This is a genomic window from Pontibacter sp. E15-1, assembly GCF_022601975.1.
Classification (GTDB): domain Bacteria; phylum Bacteroidota; class Bacteroidia; order Cytophagales; family Hymenobacteraceae; genus Pontibacter.
Map to the genome: position 1 here is coordinate 42,892 of NZ_JAKVIR010000020.1, position 21,526 is coordinate 64,417.

The window sequence follows — 21,526 nt, forward strand, 5'->3', positions numbered from 1 at the left end:
GATGCGTTTGAAACAGCAAAACCTCCGAAGCAGCGGCCTCGGAGGTTTTGTGGTATGATGCTTTTGTAGCCAGCCCTCTTCCTGAACAGAGAGCGAGCACGTGTCTCAGCCCTCGGCCTTTTGTTGGTCAAAAGACGCAACAAGGGCTGCTTTGCGAAAGTCCTGCCTGAAGACAAAGGCAGGTTTAGCTTGCGCCAGGTGAAACAGGATGCGTTTGAAACAGCAAAACCTCCGAAGCAGCGGCCTCGGAGGTTTTGTGGTATGATGCTTTTGTAGCCAGCCCTTTCCCTGAACAGAGAGCGAGCACGTGTCTCAGCCCTCGGCCTTTTGGCCCTGACAGAAACATGCGCGCGGCAGTTGCTGCGGTGGGACTGCCTCTGTTAAATCAGGATCTGGCGGCTAATGCTTTCATCGAGCGAGATCAGGGTCTCGGTGCGTTGCACCCCTTCCACGGCCTGCAGCTTCTCGTTCAGCACCTCGCGTAGGTGTTTGGTGTCGCGGCAGATCAGTTTGGCGAACATGCTGTAGGTACCCGTGGTATAATGCAATTCCACCACTTCGGGGATGGCGCGGATTTGCTCCACGGCATCTTTGTACTCCGAGCCTTTCTCCAGGAAAACCCCGATGAAGGCACAGATATCAAACCCGACTGCGGAGGGATTCACCAGCAGTTGTGCTCCTTTTACCACGCCCATCTCATTCAGCTTCTTCATGCGAACGTGTATTGTACCACCAGACACGTTCAGTTCTTTGGCGATATCAGTATAAGCACGAGTCACATCCTGCATCAACAGCCTTAAAATCTGTTTATCCAGATTATCAATCTCATAATTCATATGCTCCTATACTTTCTATTTTTAACAAAGTTACAAATATACAACCTATAACTTAAAAATATCTTAACTAATAAATTTTTTTTTTGCTGCATCAGTAACATACCACAACCGCCCCTACATTTAACGGGTATAAAACAGCACTATAACTATAAACACCTTATTGATGGAGCAACAAAAACCAGTTAAGCCTGAAGAACTAGATGTGGCACTAAGCCACCTGAGCCGCGCCATATTGCCAAAAGTGCTGCAAGTGCAACAAGGTATTGTCCGCGCCACGCATGTGTTCATGTTTAAAAAAGGGCTGACGCAGCTTATGCCGCTCATGCTTTCGCCAATCACGGACCCGCTGAACCACGGGGTGGTGGATGCTTCTATCACTTACGCCGAGCAACTCTGGAGCCTGACCAAATCCATGATTTTTCATAAGCAGCTGGCCCTCCTCAACCCCGACCTGAACAGCCTCTACATCGTGTCGCCAAACGTGCGCCTTGAGTTTGCGGACCGCGCCGACACGGGGCGCCACCTCTTCGAGTTCACCCAGATCGACTTTGAGTTTAAAGACAAGGACCGGTTTTATGTGATGGAGTTTATGGAGGAGCTGGTAAACTATGTGTTTGACCGCCTCAACAAAGAGATACCGGATGTGCTGCTCGACCTTCGGGGGGAGCTGCTGCCGCAGTATGAGAAATGGCCCGTATACCGCACCGAGAAGTTGGAAGAGACCCTTGGCCCAGACTATGAGCATGTGCAGTCGGAGTCGGCCCCGATGCCGTTCTGGCTCCTGAACCACCGCCGCGAGTTTTATGACAAGGAAGACCCCAAAAAGCCGGGTACTTTCCTCAACTACGACATGATCTGGCCGGAAGGCTTTGGCGAAGGCTTGTCGGGGGCAGAGCGCGAGAACGAGTATAACCAGATCCGGAAGCGCATGCAGGAAGTAGGCACCAGCGAGAGCACCTTCCGCCACTACCTGCAGGTAGCACAGGAAAGCGGCTTGCCGAAATCGGCGGGCGGGGGCTTTGGGGTAGAGCGCATGACGCGGTTTATCTGCCGGCTGAACGACGTGAACGAGGTAACCGCATTCTCGCGCAAACCCTTCTTCCCTTCCCTTTTTTAACATGCTGCCTGGGGTGGCCCATACCCGCCCTTCCATATATACCAGCTATACCAGCCTCCCCCCAAAAGAAACGCTTCCTTTCGGGGGAGGCTGTTTTTTCTCCCCGGGTAATGGCAGACTCCGCCGCCGCCGCATCTACAAACCGCAGCACCGCCAGTTCCCGTAGGTACCTGAAAGAGCCAAACCATACCCGCCTATGCTAACCGGACGCGTAAACGCACCTGACCTGAACACCGAATTCGACTGGCTGAACAGCACCCGAAAATGGTCATTGAAAGAGTTTCGGGGAAAGATCGTGCTGCTCGACTTCTGGACCTTTGGCTGCATCAACTGCCAGCACATTCTGCCCGACCTCAAACGGCTGGAGCAGGAGTATGCCGACGTGCTGGTGGTAATTGGGGTGCACTCCGCCAAGTTCGACGCCGAGAAGCAGAACGAAACCATCTGGCAGGCCATCCGCAAGTTCGGCATTGAGCACCCCGTGGTGAACGACGCCAGCTTCCGGCTTTGGAACGAGTACGGCATCCGGGCGTGGCCCACCGTGGTGCTCATCGACCCAAACGGCAAAGTGGTGGGGCAGCACGCGGGCGAGGGCGTGTATAAAACCGTGCAGCCCTACATCCAGAAGATGAAAGCGGAGTTTGACCGGGAACTGAACCGCGAGCCGATTACCTTCCGCGATGAACCGCCGCAGCCCCAGACCACGCTTTTATACCCCTCTAAACTTACCCACGACAGCGAAGGCCACCTATACCTCTCCGACAGCGGGCACAACCGCATCCTGAAGCTAAACCAGCAGGGCGAGGTGCTGGAGGTGATCGGCAGCGGGGCGCAGGGCTTTGCGAACGGCAGCTATACCGAGGCGACATTCTACGAGCCGCACGGCCTGGCTCTCTACCACGGCAGTTTATACATCGCCGACACCAAGAACAACGCCATCCGCAAAGTGGACCTGGCCAGTCGGCAGGTCAGCACGGTTGCCGGAACGGGAGAACTGGCCTATTACTTTCTGGATGAACAACTGGATGTGCCCGTGAACCCGAACAGCCCCTGGGATCTCCTGGTGCTGGAGGAGGATTTATACATCGCCAATGCCGGCAACCACCAGATCCTGCGGTTGGACCTGGCTACCGGCCAGGCCTATCGTTTTGCTGGCAGTGGCCGCGAGGCGCTCACCGACGGACCTCTGCTGGAAGCGGCCTTCAACCAACCCAGCGGCTTGTCACACAACGGCCACGTGCTCTACATTGCCGACGCCGAGGCCAGCGCCATCCGCACCCTCAACACAAAGACCGGCATGGTGCTCACGCCACTGGGCAGGGGCCTGTTCGATTTCGGGGACTTGGACGGGCACGTGGACGATGCGCTGCTGCAGCACTGCGTGGGGCTGGAGGTGATAGACAGCGCCGTATACATCGCCGACACGTACAACGGCAAAATCAAGGTGCTCGATATGAGTCACCAGCGCGTACGCACCTTAGCCGACGGCCTGAGCGAACCGAACGATGTACTGTTCCTGAACGGGCAGCTTTGGGTGACTAGCACCAACAGCCACCAGCTGTTTAAAGTGGATCTGCATAGTGGCGTAAAGGAAGAGGTGGTGGTGCGGTTTTCGGAGGAATCTTAGGCGCTGGCTTTAAATGCGTGTACAAGCCGGGTCAAACCACCCCCTGCCCCCTCCTTATCCAATAGAGGGCCCCTACCCCCAGGAGGGGAGTTTTCGCAGGTGTAATTAATGCTTTATCTGGCGCAATTCTTCAGAATTGAGACTTATCTATAAGGTCGAGTCTGTGACTCGACTGGGCCGGAGGCCCATCAACTGCAATAAAGCCAGGCCATACCTGCACTTCAAGCGTTTTCTTTTTCCGCTTGGCTTACCTCCTCATACTTAACCGCAATAGTCTTGGGCTGCACGTCGCGGCCACGGCTGTTGGCGTAGGCTTTGGTTATCTCGGCGCCCAGCACAAACACCACCGCCGAATAAAACACCCAAAGCAGCATGGCCACCAACGAGCCCGCCGCGGCATACAACCCCACAATCCGCACATTCCCCAGCACGTAGTTGATGACTTCCTTACCGATCAAAAAGAGAATCGATGTGATCACGCCGCCTGCCAGCGCGTCTTTCCAGGCCACTCTGGCGTCGGGCAGCACTTTATGGATCGTCGTGAAAAAGCCCAGTACCACGGTCAGGTAAAAGACAGTGTTCACAATCCGGATAACAGGCGTGAGGTGCTCCTCGAAAAGATACCGCAGTTGCTCGCTGAACACGGTAACCGCCGTGTCGAGCAGCAGGCTGAGCGTTAGCAGGAAGCCCAGGCCCACCACTATTCCCAGGGCCGTCAGCCTGTACTTCAAAATTTGGAAAAGCTTTACGCCGGGCTTGAGTTTCACTTTCCAAACAGCATTCAGTGCCTTTTGCATCGTGAAAAGCATGATGGAAGAGCTTTGCACCACGACCACAATCCCCACCAGCACTTCCCAGAAGTCCAGCTGCAGCGCTGTCAGGTTTTCCAGCACCGTGCTTACTTCCCCGGCTGCCTTGACGCTGATCAAGTCAGCCACCTCTTTCACGATTTCCGCCCGGACCCGCTCCTCCGCAAAAAAGATGGAGCCCACAAACGTGAGCACCACCAGAATGGCGGGCAGCGAGAAGATGGTGAAGAAAGCAATGGCAGCACTATACACGATCGGCTCGTCGTCCTGCATGTTCTCTTTGGCCCTTTTCAATACCCGCCAGGTCTGCTTCAAAAAGCTCGTTAAATGCATCATCGGGTAGTGGAACGGCAGGGGGTAGTAGGAAAAGGCATGGTGTAAGAACGCGCAATCGTGCCAGAGGTTAGGAAAGATGAGTACGCGGCGTGCTCAGGCACTTACCCCTTCGGGCTGCTCCTCGGAGAGGGTAATGCGCAGTTTGCGGAAAAACCTGAGCGTGACCTGGAAGATCGGGCTGATGAGGAAGGTATAAAAGAAGGTGACGATAAACACCGGGCCACCCAGCAGATAACCGATGCCCAACACAATGCACTCTACTATAATGCGGGCGCGGCTCACCGATAGTTTGGTGCGCTCCGACACCGACAGCATAAACCCGTCGCGGGGGCCAGCCCCGATACCGCCTGCCACGTATAAACCGCCCCCGACGGCTACAATCACGATAGAAGTGGCCAGCTGCAGGTAGTCCCAGGGGGTATGGGAGGCGTTGGGCAGCACGTCCAGCCACAGGAAGAAGTCCATGATGGGGCCGATGAGCAAGGCATTGAGGAAAGTGCCGATGTTGATGTATTTCTTGTTCATGAACCACGACACGGCCAGCACCAACAGCCCCACCAGCACGCTCCATACCCCTATCGTGAAGCCAAATTTCTGGTACAGCGCCACATTCAGCACTTCCCAGGGATGCAGGCCGAGGTACTTCACCTTAATGGCGATGGCATTGCCAAACCCAAACAGGATTAGGCCCAGAAAGAAGAAGGTGTATTGTATTACCCGGTCGCGCATCGCAAGTGTAAGGTTCTGGTTTCGCGACGCAAGAAAGCGATTTTTGGTTGAAAGGTTTTGAGGGATGGGAACCTTTGCCCTGTTGCGTGTGAATATTCAGCTACATTCATAAGCCTTTGTTGAGTGTTTTCACCAGCAAGCAGGACGCTGAAGAATTTGTTGTCGGTGAGAACACCAACAACGGCGGGAGCCGTTATTGGGTCAGAATCACCTCATCGCTGAGCATGCACACCAGTACTGCCTCACTTACGGATGCTCAACACTGACTCTGAACATTAACCTAATTGAACTCAGATTGAGTATATATGTTATCGAGTTACTAAATTAACGGCATATGAGAACGATAGAAATAGATGTCAGTGACGCGAACTATGAGAAGGTTATGGACTTGCTCGATAACCTGAAGTATGTGGTGTCTATCAGGGTTGAGTCGAATGAATCAGTGATTCATGCCGAGAAAGGGTCAGCTACTACTGCAAGTGCTGAAACTGATAGCAATCTGATACTGTCAGCGCCTGTTGTTGGGTCAGCTGAGGAGGCTGATCATAGTAATAAGCCTAAGTTGCCGAAAAGGAAAATAGATAAGGTTACCCTTATGTCACAACCATCTTTAGCCGAGGAATGGGACTCAGAAGAAGATGATCGGTATGACGAAATGTACAGGCAGAGAGACTTGAAAAATGAGATACAGAAGAGGTGATGTGGTGAGGGTTCCATTCCCCTTCACTGACCTGAGTGATGCCAAGAAGAGACCAGCATTGATCATCAGTAATGATAGCATTAATGTGACGGGTGATTACCTGATGATGATGGTTACCAGTAAAGTCAAATCTGATGATCTGAGTATCGGTATATCAGATTCTGATTATACCTTTGAACCATTAGAATTGCCAAGCTCTGCCAGAGTGCATAAAATCTTTCTCTGTCATGAGTCCCTGATAATCAAGAAGGACTCAGCAGTTACAGATGATTTCATGTCACGCGTAGTCAGCAAACTCAACAACCTGATCTCAGAAAGACGCGGAAATATACCAAGCTTACACGAAACAACGTGACTACCATCACATAACAGCGAATGCGTTGGCGATAACCTCTTTCTTGCGACGCTGGCTGACCTAATATACTTGACGAGGCTTGTGTAGGATATATGTCCAATGAACTACTTTATCTCAGAGGCAGAATAGTTTTTGGTGTATGAGTTTTTATAGAGCAGATTATATATGTTTTGAGGCTGTAAAATGAACTGTGTCAAAGGATTAGGAGTACTACCTTTAACACAACAGACATGGAAGAGAAAAACCAGCTGGATCTGGAGAAGATCAAGCAGCAGTTCCTGGAAGAATTCCGGAGCGGCAAACCCACCTTCGGGAAAGACGGAGCCCTTGGGCCCGTGCTGAAGCACTTTTTGGAAGCCGCCCTGGACGCGGAGATGGACCTGCACCTGGACGCAGAAGAGCGGCAGCAAGGCAACCGCCGCAACGGCAAGGTCTCAAAGCAGGTCCGTACATCAGATGGGGTCATCGAAGTGGAAAGCTCACGGGACCGTTCGGCAAGCTTCGAGCCGCAGATCATCCGAAAGCGGGAGACAGTGCTGGCCGAGAACCTCGAGCCCCGCATCCTGAGCATGTACGGGCTGGGCATGAGCCTTCGGGACATTTCCTCGCACCTGAAGGAGGTGTACGACATGGACATTTCCCACGACACGCTCGCTGCCCTGACAGAGAAGATCGTTCCCCAGGTCAAGGAATGGCAGGCAAGGCCGCTGGAGGCGCTCTACTGCATCGTCTGGCTCGACGCCATGCACTACAAGGTGCGGCAGGAAGGGCGCGTTGTCTCCAAGGCCGTCTACAACATCCTGGGCAACGACCGGCACGGCCACAAGGAGCTGTTGGGCGTTTACGTGTCGGAAAGCGAAGGAGCCACTTTCTGGCTGGCGGTGCTCACCGACCTGCAGCAGCGCGGCGTTCAAGACATGCTCATCGCCTGTATCGATAATTTGAAGGGCTTTGCCGAGGCCATCAGCAGTGTCTTTCCCCAGACCCAGGTGCAGAGCTGCATTGTGCACCAGATCCGCAACAGCCTCAAGTACGTGGCCTCCAGGGATCAGAAGGAGTTCATGGGCGACCTAAAACCCGTGTACCGGGCCGAGAGCCGGGAGCTGGCTGAGTTCAGGCTGTTGGAGCTGGAGGAGAAGTGGGGCAAAAAGTACCCCAAGGTGCTCGAGAGCTGGCAACGGAACTGGGAAAAGCTGAGCACGTACTTTCAGTACACCGAGCCGATCCGCCGCCTGATCTATACCACCAACACCATCGAGGGCTTTCACCGCCAGGTGCGGAAAGTGACCAAGACGAAGGGGGCTTTCCCCTCAGACATGGCCCTGCTGAAGCTGATTTACCTCTCCCACCAGAACATCAGCAAAAAGTGGGTCATGCCCCTTGCCAACTGGAGCCAGACGGCCCAGCAGCTGGCCATCTGGTTTGGAGACAGGATGCAACTGGACTTGAAGTGATACGCACTTCAAGAGTTTGGCCCTGTTGCTGTAAGGATTCACACCAGTACACCAACAGGGCCAGTAAATTGAAATAATGAAATGACACAGTTTAAATTACACTCCCTATGTTTATATATATAAGCTGCTTTTTGATGGTTGAAGTCCTACCAGTCGCCGCTCTTGCTGCGTGTTTTCTCCAGCAAGCAGGACACTGAAGAATTTGTTGTCGGTGAGAACACCGACAACGGCGGGCAATATAACCCACATTTACATAGATATTGCCTTCCTACCGCTTCACCTTAAACTCCTTAAACCCCTTCAACTCGTCCAGTTCCTTTACCTCTACCTTCTCTACCTTAGCTTGGCGGGGGCCTTCGTGGGCCCATTTCTCCAACTGTTTCAGGGCGGCAGCGGGGCCTTCGGCCTCCATGTATACCGTGCCGTCCTTCACGTTTTCCACGAAGCCGGTCAGGCCGAGTTCGTGTGCTTTCTCCCGGGTGCTGGCCCTGAAGAACACGCCGTGCACTTTGCCATATACCCGGATGGCGATATGCTTTATGCTGTTGCTCATGCTTTTTAATTTTTAACGCTTCTTCAGAAAAACGGCGCAGGCCCTGGCAGGTTTCTTTAGCAAAATGGCAACGCAGCTCCGCTCCCTTTCCCTACCTGCAAAAAAGGAGCTCACCAGCCTGATACCTGCCGACAAAAAGAAAGGGCCGCTTGTGCCGCCAACGTTTCCGCGTGACAAGCGAAAAGTTTATATTTGGTGAAAACGTGCCTGTAAACCTTTGTTCTATGACCCTCCAACGACTTACGCTGTTTCTGTCTCTTTTGTGGCTGACATGTGCCGCCGCTCCCGCTGCCTTCGGGCAAAAGGCAAAAGCACCCGCGAAACCCACCACCGTGCAACCGCCTTTTTTACAACAGGACAACAGCAAAAAGTGGGTCGATTCTGTGTTTGCCACCCTCACACCCGACCAGCGCATCGGGCAGCTGATCATGCTGGCCGCCTACTCGAACCGCGACCGCGCCTTTGAAGACACACTGGCGCAACAGATTCTCCGGTATAACATCGGCGGACTGGTGTTTTTCCAGGGAGGGCCGGCGCGACAGGCGCACCTCACCAACCGCTACCAGAAAATAGCCAAAGTGCCCCTGCTGCTGGCCATGGACGCCGAGTGGGGCATCGGCATGCGCCTCGACAGTGTGCTGAAGTTCCCGTTTCAGATGACGCTGGGAGCCGTGCAAAGCGACACGCTGATCTACGAGATGGGTGTGGAAGTGGCCCGCCAGTTTAAGCGCCTCGGCATGCACGTGAACTTTGCGCCGGTGGTAGACGTGAACAACAACGCCAATAACCCCGTGATCGGCTTCCGCTCGTTTGGCGAGAACAAGTATAACGTGGCCCGCAAAGCTGCCTCATACATGCGCGGCATGCAGGACAACGGCATCATGGCGGTGGCCAAGCACTTCCCCGGCCACGGCGACACCGACGTAGACTCGCACCTTGACCTGCCCAGCATTTACCAGAGCGCCAGACGCATCGACACGCTGGAGCTATACCCCTTCCGGCACCTGATGAAGCAGGGACTGGGCGGCGTGATGATCGCGCACCTCAGCATCCCCTCCCTCGACACCACCACCAACCTGCCCTCCTCCCTCTCGAAACCCGTGATCACATCGCTGCTGAAGGAGAAGCTGGGCTTTCGGGGGCTCGTGTTTTCGGATGCCATGAACATGAAGGGCGTGACCAAGTTCTTTCCCGGCGGCTCCGCCGATGCTATTTCGCTGATGGCGGGGATGGATATCCTGGAGTTTCCGGAGAACATCGACTCCAGCTTTGCAGCCATCAAAAAGGCAGTGGCCAGTGGCCTGATAACGCAGCAATCCGTGGATGCGCGTGTGAAGCGCGTGCTGGAGGCCAAATACTGGGCCGGGCTAAACAAGTATACCCCGGTGAAGCTGGCCAACCTGCATCAGGACCTGAACAACCCGCAGGCCGAGTACCTGAACCGGAGGCTGACGGAAAACTCCGTGACGGTACTGCAGAACAGGAACAGCCAGATTCCGCTGCAGCGCATCGATACGCTGCGGGTAGCGGCACTCGCGATTGGCACCACCCAGCCCACGCCTTTTCAGCAGAAACTTGCCGAGTACATGCCAGTGCAGAACTTCTTCCTGCCCGCCAACAGCCCCATCGACAGTTTATACCGCCTGAAAGAGCGCCTGAAGGGGTATAATACCATCATCGTGGGCATCCATAACGTGAGCACGCGGCCCGCCACCAACTACGGCATCACGCCGGAAACGATGGTATTTGTGAAGGAGCTAGGCAAGCGCAGCAATGTGATGATGAGCATTTTCGGCAACGCTTACTCCGTGTCGAAGTTTCAGGGGCTGGACAAGATCAACACCCTGATCATGGCTTACCAGGAAACAGAAAACACCCAGCAGGTAGCGGCCCAGCTGATTTTTGGAGGGTCTGCCGCGAAAGGCCATATGCCGGTTACCGCCACCCCGGCCTATACCCTGAACAAGGGAGTGAACACCCCAGATGGCCTGCGCTTCCGGTATACCTACCCCGAGGCAGTTGGCCTGAGCTCGCAGGTACTCAGCGGCATCGACACGCTGGTGAACCAGGCGATAAAGGCCGGGGCGCTTCCGGGTGCGCAGGTGCTGGTGGCGAAGGGCGGAAACGTGATCTACCAGAAGTCGTTTGGCTACCATACCTACGACAGGGCGCAAGCCGTGCAGAACACCGACATCTACGACCTGGCCTCCGTGACGAAGGTAAGCTCCTCTTTGGCGGCCCTCATGAAGCTGCAGAGCGAGGGCAAGTTTGATTTCAACAAGCGCCTGGCCGACTACCTGCCGGAGTTTGAAGGCTCGAACAAAGAGAACCTGGTCTTCCGGGAGATGCTGACGCACCAGGCGAAGCTGAAATCCTGGATACCGTTCTGGAAGGAGACCGTGAAGAAGAACGGCAAGTTTAAGTGGCGCACGTTCAAAGCCGACTCTTCGGCCCGCTTCCCGAGCAAGGTGGCGCAGAATTTATACATCCACCGCAAATATTCTAAAAAGCTGTACAAAGAGATCCGGAAGTCGCCGCTGAACCCGGAGCCGGGCTATGTATACAGCGATCTGTCTTTCTATTTATACCCATTGATTGTGGAGCGCATCACAGGCCAGAAGTTCGAAGACTATGTGCGGGAGGAGATCTACAAGCCAATCGGGGCCACCACCCTGACGTTCACGCCAGAGCGCTACTTCCCGAAATCGCGCATCGTGCCCACCGAGATCGACACCCTGTTCCGGAAGCAGTTGCTGCACGGCACCGTGCACGACGAGGGCGCGGCCATGCTGGGCGGCGTGTCGGGCCACGCAGGTTTGTTTGGCACCGCCAACGACCTGGCCAAGCTGATGCAGCTATACCTCCAGAAGGGCCAGTACGGCGGCACGCGCCTCATCAGCGAAGACGTGATAACAGCCTATACCCGCTGCCAGTTCTGCCCCGACAACCGCCGTGCCCTGGGCTTCGACCGCATCAACGCACCATATATCGAGAACGGCAACGCAGCCAAAGGAGCCAGCCCCGAGAGCTTCGGCCACTCCGGCTTCACGGGCACCTTCACCTGGATCGACCCGAAGCATGACCTTGTGTATGTGTTCCTATCGAACCGGGTATACCCAACCCGCGAGAACAACAAGATCAGCCAGATGAACGTGCGCACCAATGTGCAGCAGGTGATTTACGATGCGATAGAGGCGGCCCGCAAAACGCCAGTGCAGTAAGCGCAGTGCGGCACCGAAGCGCGTTATGTTTTGTTCTCTGAGAGGCCTATATCCTGAAGCGAGGCCCGCAAGAGAAGGTATACCACAGACAGTTTAAGCGAAAACCCTATATGTCCTTACTATTCACTGATTTTAAAAGCTGGGAAACGCACTGTGCCCAAACCGGCGAGCCGCTCTACCAACCCGTGCTGGACTATGAGATAGAGCAGAAAGGCCGCTCCGAAGAGTTTATCTGGGAGAACCTGGCCCATGCCTATGATGTGATGAAGGACGCCGTGCAAACCGGCCTCACCGAGAACATGCAGTCGCGCTCGGGCATGGTGAACAACAGCGCCAAAAAAGTAGCGAAGTCTCCCATCACGGTCTTGTCGCCGGAGTTTCAGATGCTGATCTCGCGTGCCCTTGGTGCCAAAGAGGTGAACTCGTGCATGGGCCGCGTGGTGGCTGCCCCCACGGCAGGCGCATCCGGTATACTGCCCGGCACCCTCACCACCCTGCAGGAGCTGCATGGCCTGGACGACCGCAGGATCCACGAAAGCCTGCTGGTGGCTGCGGGCATTGCCCTGATCATCGAGCAGAACGCCTCTTTGGCGGGCGCGGTGGGCGGCTGCCAGGCCGAAACGGGCAGTGCCGGAGCCATGGCCGCCGGAGCCATTGTATACTGCCTCGGCGGCAACGTGGATCAGGTGTTCACGGCGGTGGCCATCACCATCCAGTGCATGCTGGGCCTGGTATGCGACCCGGTGGCGGGTCTGGTGGAGGTGCCCTGTATTGTGCGCAACGCCAGCGCGGCCGCCATTGCCTTTTCCTCGGCCCAGATGGCTATTGCCGGTGTTAATGCCGTGATACCGGTAGACCAGTGCGTGGCGGCCCTCGGCGAGGTGGGCGAAAGCATGGAGCGCAAGTATAAAGAAACGGCAGAGGGCGGACTGGCCAACACCCCCAGAGCCCGCGAAATAGAGAAACTGGTGCTGGTGCAGGACGTGGACATCTTGCCGGACGAGGACGATGTGTAAACGATGAAGTATACTTCGGAGAATGTAAATGTATAAGAAGAGTGCATCATCATACCTTTCCCGACCTTAATGGTTTTATCACGATAAAGGAAAACTGCAGACGCCATTACCTGCAGATGAAAGCAAAGTAGTGCCAAACTAAATCAGCGCTTGGATGGAAAAGCAGAAGGCGAAAGCGCTTTCTGCTTTTCCATCCAAATAAATTTATATTTTCTAATCCAGAGGCAACAAAACTCGCTCACACAGCATCTTTCTAAATACCTGACAGTGTGTTTCCACCAAACATCCGCTTAACGCCTACCCGTATGAAAAACATGTTACGCTTAGCCTCGCTGGCCGGGTTGCTGGCGCTCGCAAACTGCACGGTGTCCCAGATGGCCGTGGCACCGGAGTTTCAGCAAACCGCAGCGGAACTGCCGGTGTCGGGCCGCAAGGTACTTAAGCCAAACGGCAACTTCCAGATCGGCGGCTATACCGTGGCCAACGTGCACCGCGGCTGGCGGAACCTGGGCGGCTTCTCTATCTTCAGCTACAACAACGTTCGGGCAAAGCAGCAGTATGAATTTAGCCTGCAGGATGGCGAGGGCAGCGAGTGGTATGTGTTTGGCGCCAGCAAACTAAATGAGAAATCGCTCATGTCCAATACCGGCGTCACCATTGATGTTGCCCCGAACATGGAGTACTACGCCTGTCACTTCACCTCCCCCGAGAGCGGCCAGTGGCACCTGCTCACCATGGACCCCGGCCAGTACCTCGAGCGGAAGAAATTCAAGGGCGAGTTATCCAACCGCAGCACTACCTATACCATTGCTCCGGTGTACAGGTTCGCGGGTGGGGGCCTGCCGATGAGTGATGTGGTTGGGTATGAGTTCAAAAACGGGGATGCGGTGGTAGCCACGGTGCAGGTCATCAACAACGGCAAGGTATGGGTAAGCCCAAAACTCGCCCCCGATGCGCGGATGGTGCTGGTCAGCGGCATGGCATCTTTGTTGCTATATGAGAAGCTCAACGAAACCGTAGCAGGTTTTGAATTTAATTAGCCGCCATCCTGTTGGCAACAAAAGATAGGGGATTGACTTTTAAGGAATTAAACCAATAATCACGTATGAATCGTAAGCTTTTATACGTTATTTAGATCACAGCTTCTCCGCAAGCCTTTTTCTCTTTTTCAGCAGACCGTTTATACATGAAGAAATTCTTTTGGTGGTGCGCCGGCGCCGATGACACCATCCTCGAAAAATGCTCCAAATCAGAGCACATCAAATACGCCGGAATTGGCGCGACCGTCCTTTTCACGGGTTTGCTGGCCAGCATCTCTGGCGGGTACGCGCTTTATACCGTCTTCGACTCGGCTCTGATGGCCATTGGCTTTGGCCTGCTGTGGGGTGCCGTCATCTTCAACCTCGACCGTTTCATCGTGTCCACGCTGCGCAAGGAGGGCAGGTTCTGGAAAGAGCTGCTGCAGGTAATGCCGCGTATTTTCCTGGCGCTGGTGCTGGCCGTGGTGATCTCAAAACCCCTGGAGCTGAAAATTTTCGACAAGGAGATACAGGCCGTGCTGAAGGAGAAACAAGCGGAACTGGCCATCGCGCACAAGCAACTGGTGGGCAAACAGTTTGTAGAGGTCGATTCGATCAAGGCGGATATTGCCGGCATACGCCTGGAAGTAGAGGCCAAGGCACAGGAGCGCAATAAGCTGTATGATGCCCTTGCCGCCGAGGCCGACGGTACAGGCGGAACGGGCAAGATAGGCAAAGGGCCAATTTTTGAGGAGAAGAAGCGCCAGTACGACAAAGTGGATGATGAGCTGAAGCTGTTGCAGGCCAACGCCAATGAGCGCATTCTGCAGCGGGAGCAGCGCATCAACGAGCTCATGCAAAACTACGACAAGACCGTGGCCGAGGGGCAGGAAAGCTTCTCCAGGTACGACGGCCTGATGGCCCGCATCAACGCCCTGGACGAGTTACCATGGCTTCCGGTGTTCTTCATCACACTGCTGTTCATCTGCCTCGAAACCGCCCCGATCTTCACCAAGCTGATCTCCAGCAAAGGCCCTTACGACGATATCCTGAAAGGGATTGAGCACGAGCGCACCACCCAGGAGATGCAGCGCGTGGCCGAGCGCCAGCAGCAGTACGACACCCGCACCACGGTAGCCAACGCCAAGTTCGCGTCCCGCACCGACTACGAGGTAGACGCCAAGCGCGAGGAAGAGCGCATCAAGTCCGATGCCCACCTGGAGGTCGTGCGCGAGTCGGCCGCCGTTTGGAAGGAACGCAAGCTCAAAGACATCCACCGGAGCCCCGACACTGCCGCCGATCTCCTGAACGACGGCGAGGAGAACGGGTATTACAAATGGTAGTCAAACATCAGTAATTATATATAAAACCGCTTGTGGCTGTGATGCTGCAAGCGGTTTTCATTTGTATGGACAGGTCGCGACCTGTCCAATCGTTCCCGAGCTAAACTACCAGGACCAGACTCAATAAACGAACGGCTTATCTTAAACATCCGTATCAGCTTTTTGCCACAGCTGATGCGCGGACAGGTCGCGACCTGTCCCTACGAGAAACGTACTCAGGCAGACAATCCCGGGTTTTTGTTGTAAATTCGCGTAAACAGCTGCAGCTATGGCAGAAACCTATATATCTGACTTCGGAACAATCCTGCTTTTCCTGATTGGCGGTGCCATCTTCGTGATGATCGGCCTGCTGACCAGCAAACTCATACGCCCTGACAGGCCCAACGCGGAGAAACTGACCACCTACGAGAGTGGCGAAGAGCCGATTGGCAACGCCTGGATACAGTTTAACCCGCGATTTTACGTAGTGGCGCTTATCTTCATTATTTTTGATGTGGAGTTGGCGTTTCTGTTTCCGTGGGCAACCGTGTTCGGGCGCAGAGACCTGATCGAGGCCACCGATGGCGCATGGGGTTGGTTTGCCCTGGTCGAGATGCTCCTGTTCATCGGCATTCTGGTGCTGGGCCTGGCCTACGCCTGGGCCAAAGGCCACCTCGACTGGATCAAGCCGCACCCCATACTCCCCAAAAGCCGCTCTAAAATCCCGTTGGATGTATACCAGCGCGTAAACGAACGGCAATACGGACCGGGGAAAACAACTGCAGGCAGTGCCTCAGAAATAGCAGGCTCATAGCTGTCATCTCGAACACTTTTGAGGCGAGAGCCGAAGAGAGCCAGCGTAGCCGTGAGAAATCTGAAACAACACATTTACAGGCTTCAGATTTATCGCTAAGGCTCGAAATGACAGGAAGTAATGACGATGAACCTGTTCATTCGTAATTTGGAATTCGTAATTCGTAATTGATTCATACATGGACGCAAAGACTGGAGAAGGCGGCATTGTTATCACCAAGCTGGACGACCTGCTGAACTGGGCTCGACTCACCTCGCTGTTCCCGATGGGCTTCGGCCTGGCCTGTTGCGCCATCGAGATGATGGGGGCCTATGCCGCTGGCTACGACCTGGACAGGTTTGGCATCATACCTCGCGCCTCTCCCAGGCAGTCGGATGTGATGATTGTGGCTGGTACCGTTACCTTTAAAATGGCCGATCGCGTGCGCCGCCTCTACGAGCAGATGCCCGAGCCGCGCTACGTGATCTCGATGGGAAGCTGCTCTAACTGCGGCGGCCCTTACTGGGAGCACGGCTACCACGTGGTGAAGGGTGTGGACCGCATCATACCGGTGGATGTATACGTGCCGGGTTGCCCGCCAAGGCCAGAGGCCCTGATCGGCGGCTTTATGCAACTGCAGGAAATCATCCGGCAAGAAACCATACGTGCCCCCAGAGCCGTGCAACAACTGATGGCCAAACGCACCGCCGCGCAAGGTCAGTCCGTGGCTAATGCTGAGCAGCAGGTTTCCTAAGTCAGTTATTCAAAATTCACTCATTCAAAATTAGAAAGCGGTGTCATTCGAGGAGTTAAAAGATTTCGTTGTTAGCCAGTTTGGGGCAGAGGTGCTGGTAGAGGCAAAAGAAGATGCGCTGCAATCGTATCTGGTGGTGCAAACAGAGCGCCTCGCGGAGGTATGCCTCACGCTGCACGACCACGAACTCACCTACTTCGACTTCCTCTCCTGCCTTACCGGCATCGACAACGGCCCCGAAGCGGGCACCATGGAGGTGGCATACAACCTTTACTCCATCCCCTACGACCATCACCTGATGCTGAAAGTGCAGGTGCCGCGCAACAACACACCGGAACAGTCCATCCCGCACGTGCCCACCGTCAGCCACATCTGGCGCACCGCCGACTGGCACGAGCGCGAGGCGTTTGACATGGTCGGCATCTACTTTACAGACCACTCCGACATGCGCCGCATCCTCTGCGCCGCCGACTGGGAGGGCCACCCGCTCCGCAAAGACTACGAGCTGCAGGACTATTACCACGGCATCAAAGTGCCTTTCGACCTGCACAACGAGCTAAACGGCTTCAAAGGCGAGCCGCATCTCATCATCAAAAAGGAAAACGAGCAGTTCCCGGATATGCGCGAGAAGCCGGAGTAAAGTGTATTCTTAAGCCGGGTCCAACCACCCCCTGCCCCTCCTTTTCTAAGGAGGGGAGTTTTTATTACTGCTTGAAACTTTCTTGCTTTTAGCTGGCTTTTAGTGCAACAGGCTGAAAATGATGCTGCACAATAGAAAGTACTTGAAAGAGAATCGGCGTGAACTAAGGCTTAATCTTACTCCCGCTGAAGCGGAGCTATGGAAACATCTGCAAGGAAGCCAACTGGTAGGGCGCAAGTTCAGACGGCAGCATAGTATCGGCAACTTCATTCTGGATTTTTATTGCCCCTCGGAGAAGATAGCCATCGAACTCGATGGGGAGGTGCATCAGCACATAGCAGCAGAACAAATGGATATGGAAAGAGATGAGATCCTGAGCCAATTAGGTATAAAAGTCCTCCGTTTCGAAAACAAAGAGGTTTTCCAACACCTAGATGCAGTCCTCCAGGAAATTAGCAACAATTTCACAAATTAAACCTCAGTAGCTATACCCCACTTACCGCCAAAGTAGCAAAAGCAGACTCCCCTCCTTGGACAAGGAGGGGGCAGGGGGTGGTTGGACCCGGCCCATAAAAAGCAGTTAAAACAAAAAAGGCTGCCGTAAGAACCAGCAGCCTAATGCGTATTTTCTCCCTCCCCTGTTTTGGGGGTAGGGGCCCTCGACAAAGGGGAGGGCTGGGGAGGGGTCTTACTGATCCACGTTCTTAAAGAACACCGGCGAATTGCCGTATAGCGGCGTTTTGCCATCCCATTTCTCGATGAACTGCTGCTGAATGAGCATGGGCGTGAGGGTGCGCTGGCGGAGGTCGTTGGCTTTGGCTTCGGCCTCGGCTTCCACTATTTTTTTGCGGGCCTGTGCCTCGGCCACTTTTAGCTCATTCTCTACCTGCATGGCCTGCTGCACGGCTTTGTTCTTCAGGTTTACGGCCTGCACAATCACGTCGGGGTACTGCAAGCCGCTGGTCATTTGCTCCAGTTCGAAGCCTTCTTTGCGGAGGGCTTTATCCAGGGCTATCTGCACTTTGTCCTCGAAGCTCTGGCGGTTCGAGATGATGCTGTCGGTGCTGTACTGGTTAAACTGAATCCGGAACGCGTCGCGGGTATAATTGTAGAGGGTTGTCTGCGTGATCTGATCGATGTCTTTGCGGTACTTTCCAAAAATACGCGGGCTCTCGCCGGGTATCACCCTGAACGAGATGGTGGGGTCTACGGAGAAAACGGAGCCGTCTTTGGCATTCACGGTAAACTCGTTGTAGTCGATGGTTTGCACGAAGGTCGGGAACTGGAACACCTCCTCGGTTAAGGGGTTATACCATACGCGACCTGTCACCAGGCTCACGTCCTGCACGCCTTTGTCGCTGCCGTAGAGTTTTACCAGCACGCCTTCGTGGCCCGCATCAATCCGGGTGCAGGATTGCGACATGGTAATGATAACTATCAGGATGAGGATGAAGGAGAAACTCCCTGTCAGGATCTGTTTGTTCATTTAGGCGTTTAGTTTAGAATATGCGTATCGGATCACGAAGTAATTGGCTACGGCCACAACGCCCAGCAAGAGCAAGCCGGTGGCCACGGCCATATCAGAAGGCTGCCGCACCAGCGAGACAATCTCGGTAAAGCTCAGGATATCTACCAGAAGCAGCAGGGCAAGCAGGAGGATGTATGGGATTTTCATAGGGTATGGAGGACTGGCTATTTATCCAAATATATTATAAATTATATACAATAGCTACCATTTCCGCCTCTACTTTTCCTTACTTCCCTTTTCTGAAACGCACTGCTTTCATGCCTCCGCACAAAAAAGCCCGGACTCATGCCCGGGCCTGCCAAATGCTTTGAACACCATTTTCCGGTGTAAGGAGGTATTAGCTCTGCGGCTGTTTCTCGTCGAAGCTCACCATCCAGTTAATCCCGAATTTATCGGTGAACATCCCGAAGTAAGACCCCCAGAAGGTTTTGTCCATCGGCATGGTTACCTGTCCGCCGGCTGAGAGGCCGTTGAAGATCCGGTCGGCCTCTTCCTTGCTCTCGGTGTTGAGGGAGAGGCTGAAGTTGTTGCCTTGCTTGTAGTTGGCTGCCCACTCGCCGCCGGTGTCGCTGCCCATCAGCACGGTTTCTTTGCTGATCGGCAGGGAGATATGCATGACCTTTTCGCCTGCTTCGCCGGTCATGGCGGGCTGACCTTCCGCTGGTGGCATATCTTTAAAGCGCGAGATGTACGGAAACTCGCCGCCTAACACAGACTTGTAGAAGGTAAAGGCTTCTTCGCAATTGCCCTTAAAAGTAAGGTACGTGTTGATGGTTGCCATAAATCGTTGGTTTAGGTATAGAGATTATTTCAGTGGTATCCATACATCCTCTTCTGCGTTCGGATCGTCTGGCCCAGGGTAGTTTTCCCCTAATATCTCGAAATGCGGACGCCCATCCAAGCTATACCCGGATTGTGGCAGCCATTGGTCAAAAATATATTCCGCCGTTTCCGGAAAGGCGGCTGCTGGCCCCTTGTGCCTGAACACGGCGTAAAGCCCGCCCGGCAGCGTAAACGCCTCCATACCCTCCGGAATAGCGCCCAGGTCAGAAACTTCTACCGCCGCCCATTTATCAAACTGCGTCAGCGGCGTGAACTGGCTCAGGTCTATACCATTGCCAAAATCCTGCACCGAGTATAATTCCGTGCCGATCTTATTTTTAATCTCGCTCCGCCTGGGCATGAACTGCCGCCACAGCGCACGTGCCGAATCGTCTGCCAGCGACGTGATGACCCGCATACCGATCAGCTTCTTTTCTTCTATGGTAAGGATTTGGGGTTCTTGCATTTGGTGGAGGTTAGAAGTTGTTTGTTTTCGCTGGCGCGAAATTGCGCCAACGGAGGCTGCATTATATATAAAATTCCCCAAAGTGCCAGAGCACTCCAGACGGGTCATGCATAAAGCACTCTCTCCCCCAGTCATATACCCGAATCGGCGTTAGCTTCACCTCTTTGTATGTAACCGTCAGGTTTAAAGCCAAAAGCTCCTCCCAATAACGGCCAACATCCTCGACTTCTAAAAAAATCATTGAATTGTCTATCCAATCCCTGACGTAAGCATCCTGCAAATAAAACCCTATTCCTTCCGTCTTGAAATAAGACATGTTATGCCCCAAAATAATTTCCTGGAAACCTAAGTCCCGGTAAAAACTCCTGGATAGTTCAAAGTCTTTGGCTCCAATAAATGGTCGAATTGATTTCGCGCGATGTTCCATTTTCCCTTCTTATAATGCTGTATAGTAGTTTCCTCCGCTGGCCGTGCCATGCTTACCGAAGAAGTACGAGCCGCAAGCTCGCACTAGCGGGAGCTATATATCTTATTGTAAACCGTTACTTTTTCTTATTTGTCAGTTGGTGAAGGTTGACTGTTTTCAATTTTAGGTTTAACATTTTCTTTAAGTCCTTGAATATTTTCCATTTGTTCAATTTTTTCTTTTGGCCATATCCAATCCTTTACAGTTGGACCAGCCCATATTCCAATAATAAAAAGTAGTAATCCAGCTATCAGATTAATAAAAAACGATACAACTCTTTCTACATTTCTACTTTTACCTACGGTTTTTTCTAATTGACTTATAAGTGGCTGAATCTTGTCTTCTTCTATTTCTGCAAGTTTTGAATATTCCTCATAAGTTTCTTTAAGCTCCTTAACTTTCTCGGTTCTTTCTATCAAATCAGACTCTAAGTCTGCAACTAAATTCGATGTTTCCTTTAGGGCTTTATAAGCTTGTTCAATTTTGGAATTAATTGTTTTCTTGCCATCTTTTAATTCAATAAATAAGTCATATAATTCTGGTCCAGGAATAATAGGCATAGTCCTAAGGATCATTCTTGTTATTTTATTGGTCAAACTTTTGGTTATAATTGGTTCTTTCAATTTTCCTTTTGTTTTAATGGCTCACAATGGACTCGTATAAACAGTGTGCTAGGCCGTCGGCCAACGCATAATGTTTATACAATGTTGCACTAAACCTTCAGTAGTTTACATACACACACCGTACACCTCATTGGTATACATTAGCACATCTAGATTAATTCAACTAACTGATTATCAATATATCGAAAAAAATTTTTAGGCAGATTTTCTAACACAACAAATTGATTTTCTGTTATTTATAGAGCATTTCAGGAAAACGGAAAACCCATTATATACCCATTCCATTATATATAGTATCGGCTAATCGGTAAGGATAACCACGGCTTCATTATGGGCATTC

23 protein-coding genes are annotated in these 21,526 nt (G+C 53.2%); 13 read left to right on the plus strand and 10 right to left on the minus strand.

Translation table 11 applies throughout. The features are described 5' to 3' along the window. Positions 1-380: 380 nt before the first annotated feature. Complete coding sequence (locus MKJ04_RS14710) at positions 381-836, minus strand: Lrp/AsnC ligand binding domain-containing protein (RefSeq protein ID WP_241642407.1); 456 nt, start codon at positions 834-836, stop codon at positions 381-383. A gap of 163 nt (positions 837-999) precedes the next feature. Between MKJ04_RS14710 and MKJ04_RS14715 the strand changes: the two genes are divergently transcribed. Together MKJ04_RS14715 and MKJ04_RS14720 are read left to right on the plus strand one after the other, a co-directional pair. Continuing rightward, entirely contained in the window at positions 1,000-1,953 is a 954-nt protein-coding gene (locus MKJ04_RS14715; protein WP_241642408.1) for an asparagine synthetase A, read from the plus strand. Positions 1,954-2,149: 196 nt separating this feature from the next. Further along, the gene (locus tag MKJ04_RS14720; RefSeq protein WP_241642409.1) at positions 2,150-3,580 is read left to right on the plus strand and encodes a thioredoxin-like domain-containing protein; all 1,431 of its coding nucleotides are present in this window, start codon (positions 2,150-2,152) and stop codon (positions 3,578-3,580) included. Positions 3,581-3,801: 221 nt separating this feature from the next. Here the strand turns inward: MKJ04_RS14720 and MKJ04_RS14725 are convergent, their stop codons facing one another. Continuing rightward, a complete protein-coding gene (locus MKJ04_RS14725) occupies positions 3,802-4,725 on the minus strand; it encodes a YihY/virulence factor BrkB family protein (protein ID WP_241642410.1) in 924 nt (307 codons plus the stop codon). Positions 4,726-4,818: 93 nt separating this feature from the next. Further along, positions 4,819-5,454: a YczE/YyaS/YitT family protein gene (locus MKJ04_RS14730; RefSeq protein ID WP_241642411.1), complete on the minus strand. Its 636-nt coding sequence runs from the start codon at positions 5,452-5,454 to the stop codon at positions 4,819-4,821. 334 nt (positions 5,455-5,788) lie between these two features. On the opposite strand from MKJ04_RS14730, the gene MKJ04_RS14735 reads away from it, so the two are divergent. The 3 genes from MKJ04_RS14735 (at position 5,789) to MKJ04_RS14745 (ending at position 7,963) form a co-directional block, all read left to right on the plus strand. Continuing rightward, a complete protein-coding gene (locus MKJ04_RS14735) occupies positions 5,789-6,154 on the plus strand; it encodes a hypothetical protein (protein ID WP_241642412.1) in 366 nt (121 codons plus the stop codon). Beyond that, positions 6,135-6,509 carry a type II toxin-antitoxin system PemK/MazF family toxin gene (locus MKJ04_RS14740; RefSeq protein WP_241642413.1) on the plus strand — a complete coding sequence of 125 codons (375 nt, stop codon included), beginning with the start codon at positions 6,135-6,137 and terminating at the stop codon, positions 6,507-6,509. The genes MKJ04_RS14735 and MKJ04_RS14740 overlap by 20 nt, the downstream gene beginning before the upstream one ends. A 230-nt stretch (positions 6,510-6,739) precedes the next feature. After that, positions 6,740-7,963 (plus strand): IS256 family transposase, encoded by a 1,224-nt coding sequence (locus MKJ04_RS14745; protein ID WP_241642414.1) that lies wholly within the window; start codon positions 6,740-6,742, stop codon positions 7,961-7,963. A gap of 268 nt (positions 7,964-8,231) precedes the next feature. Here MKJ04_RS14745 and MKJ04_RS14750 read toward each other — a convergent pair whose 3' ends face one another. After that, complete coding sequence (locus MKJ04_RS14750) at positions 8,232-8,516, minus strand: acylphosphatase (RefSeq protein WP_241642415.1); 285 nt, start codon at positions 8,514-8,516, stop codon at positions 8,232-8,234. 224 nt (positions 8,517-8,740) lie between these two features. Here MKJ04_RS14750 and MKJ04_RS14755 point away from each other — a divergent pair, with 224 nt between their 5' ends. From MKJ04_RS14755 to MKJ04_RS14790, 8 genes are all read left to right on the plus strand, one after another. Continuing rightward, positions 8,741-11,737: a glycoside hydrolase family 3 N-terminal domain-containing protein gene (locus tag MKJ04_RS14755; RefSeq protein ID WP_241642416.1), complete on the plus strand. Its 2,997-nt coding sequence runs from the start codon at positions 8,741-8,743 to the stop codon at positions 11,735-11,737. Between the two features lie 110 nt (positions 11,738-11,847). Further along, the gene (gene sdaAA / locus MKJ04_RS14760; protein WP_241642417.1) at positions 11,848-12,753 is read left to right on the plus strand and encodes an L-serine ammonia-lyase, iron-sulfur-dependent, subunit alpha; all 906 of its coding nucleotides are present in this window, start codon (positions 11,848-11,850) and stop codon (positions 12,751-12,753) included. A 305-nt stretch (positions 12,754-13,058) separates the two neighbouring features. Next, entirely contained in the window at positions 13,059-13,793 is a 735-nt protein-coding gene (locus tag MKJ04_RS14765) for a hypothetical protein (protein ID WP_241642418.1), read from the plus strand. A 146-nt stretch (positions 13,794-13,939) separates the two neighbouring features. Continuing rightward, on the plus strand, positions 13,940-15,115 hold the full coding sequence (locus MKJ04_RS14770; protein WP_241642419.1) for a DUF4407 domain-containing protein: 1,176 nt from the start codon (positions 13,940-13,942) through the stop codon (positions 15,113-15,115). Between the two features lie 268 nt (positions 15,116-15,383). Continuing rightward, positions 15,384-15,908 (plus strand): NADH-quinone oxidoreductase subunit A, encoded by a 525-nt coding sequence (locus MKJ04_RS14775; protein WP_241642420.1) that lies wholly within the window; start codon positions 15,384-15,386, stop codon positions 15,906-15,908. Positions 15,909-16,086: 178 nt separating this feature from the next. After that, positions 16,087-16,641 (plus strand): NADH-quinone oxidoreductase subunit NuoB, encoded by a 555-nt coding sequence (gene nuoB, locus MKJ04_RS14780; protein ID WP_241642421.1) that lies wholly within the window; start codon positions 16,087-16,089, stop codon positions 16,639-16,641. A 40-nt stretch (positions 16,642-16,681) separates the two neighbouring features. Beyond that, positions 16,682-17,281 carry an NADH-quinone oxidoreductase subunit C gene (locus MKJ04_RS14785; RefSeq protein ID WP_317246720.1) on the plus strand — a complete coding sequence of 200 codons (600 nt, stop codon included), beginning with the start codon at positions 16,682-16,684 and terminating at the stop codon, positions 17,279-17,281. A 118-nt stretch (positions 17,282-17,399) separates the two neighbouring features. Continuing rightward, positions 17,400-17,756: an endonuclease domain-containing protein gene (locus MKJ04_RS14790; protein ID WP_241642422.1), complete on the plus strand. Its 357-nt coding sequence runs from the start codon at positions 17,400-17,402 to the stop codon at positions 17,754-17,756. Positions 17,757-17,969: 213 nt separating this feature from the next. Here the strand turns inward: MKJ04_RS14790 and MKJ04_RS14795 are convergent, their stop codons facing one another. From MKJ04_RS14795 to MKJ04_RS14820, 6 genes are all read right to left on the minus strand, one after another. Then, on the minus strand, positions 17,970-18,767 hold the full coding sequence (locus MKJ04_RS14795; RefSeq protein WP_241642423.1) for an SPFH domain-containing protein: 798 nt from the start codon (positions 18,765-18,767) through the stop codon (positions 17,970-17,972). Continuing rightward, positions 18,768-18,956, minus strand: a complete 189-nt coding sequence (locus MKJ04_RS14800) for a hypothetical protein (protein ID WP_241642424.1) — start codon at positions 18,954-18,956, stop codon at positions 18,768-18,770. Positions 18,957-19,146: 190 nt separating this feature from the next. Next, the gene (locus MKJ04_RS14805; protein WP_241642425.1) at positions 19,147-19,590 is read right to left on the minus strand and encodes a VOC family protein; all 444 of its coding nucleotides are present in this window, start codon (positions 19,588-19,590) and stop codon (positions 19,147-19,149) included. Between the two features lie 24 nt (positions 19,591-19,614). Beyond that, positions 19,615-20,097: a GyrI-like domain-containing protein gene (locus MKJ04_RS14810; protein ID WP_241642426.1), complete on the minus strand. Its 483-nt coding sequence runs from the start codon at positions 20,095-20,097 to the stop codon at positions 19,615-19,617. A gap of 61 nt (positions 20,098-20,158) precedes the next feature. Next, positions 20,159-20,524: a VOC family protein gene (locus MKJ04_RS14815; protein WP_241642427.1), complete on the minus strand. Its 366-nt coding sequence runs from the start codon at positions 20,522-20,524 to the stop codon at positions 20,159-20,161. Positions 20,525-20,649: 125 nt separating this feature from the next. Continuing rightward, a complete protein-coding gene (locus MKJ04_RS14820; RefSeq protein ID WP_241642428.1) occupies positions 20,650-21,186 on the minus strand; it encodes a hypothetical protein in 537 nt (178 codons plus the stop codon). Positions 21,187-21,526: the final 340 nt, after the last annotated feature.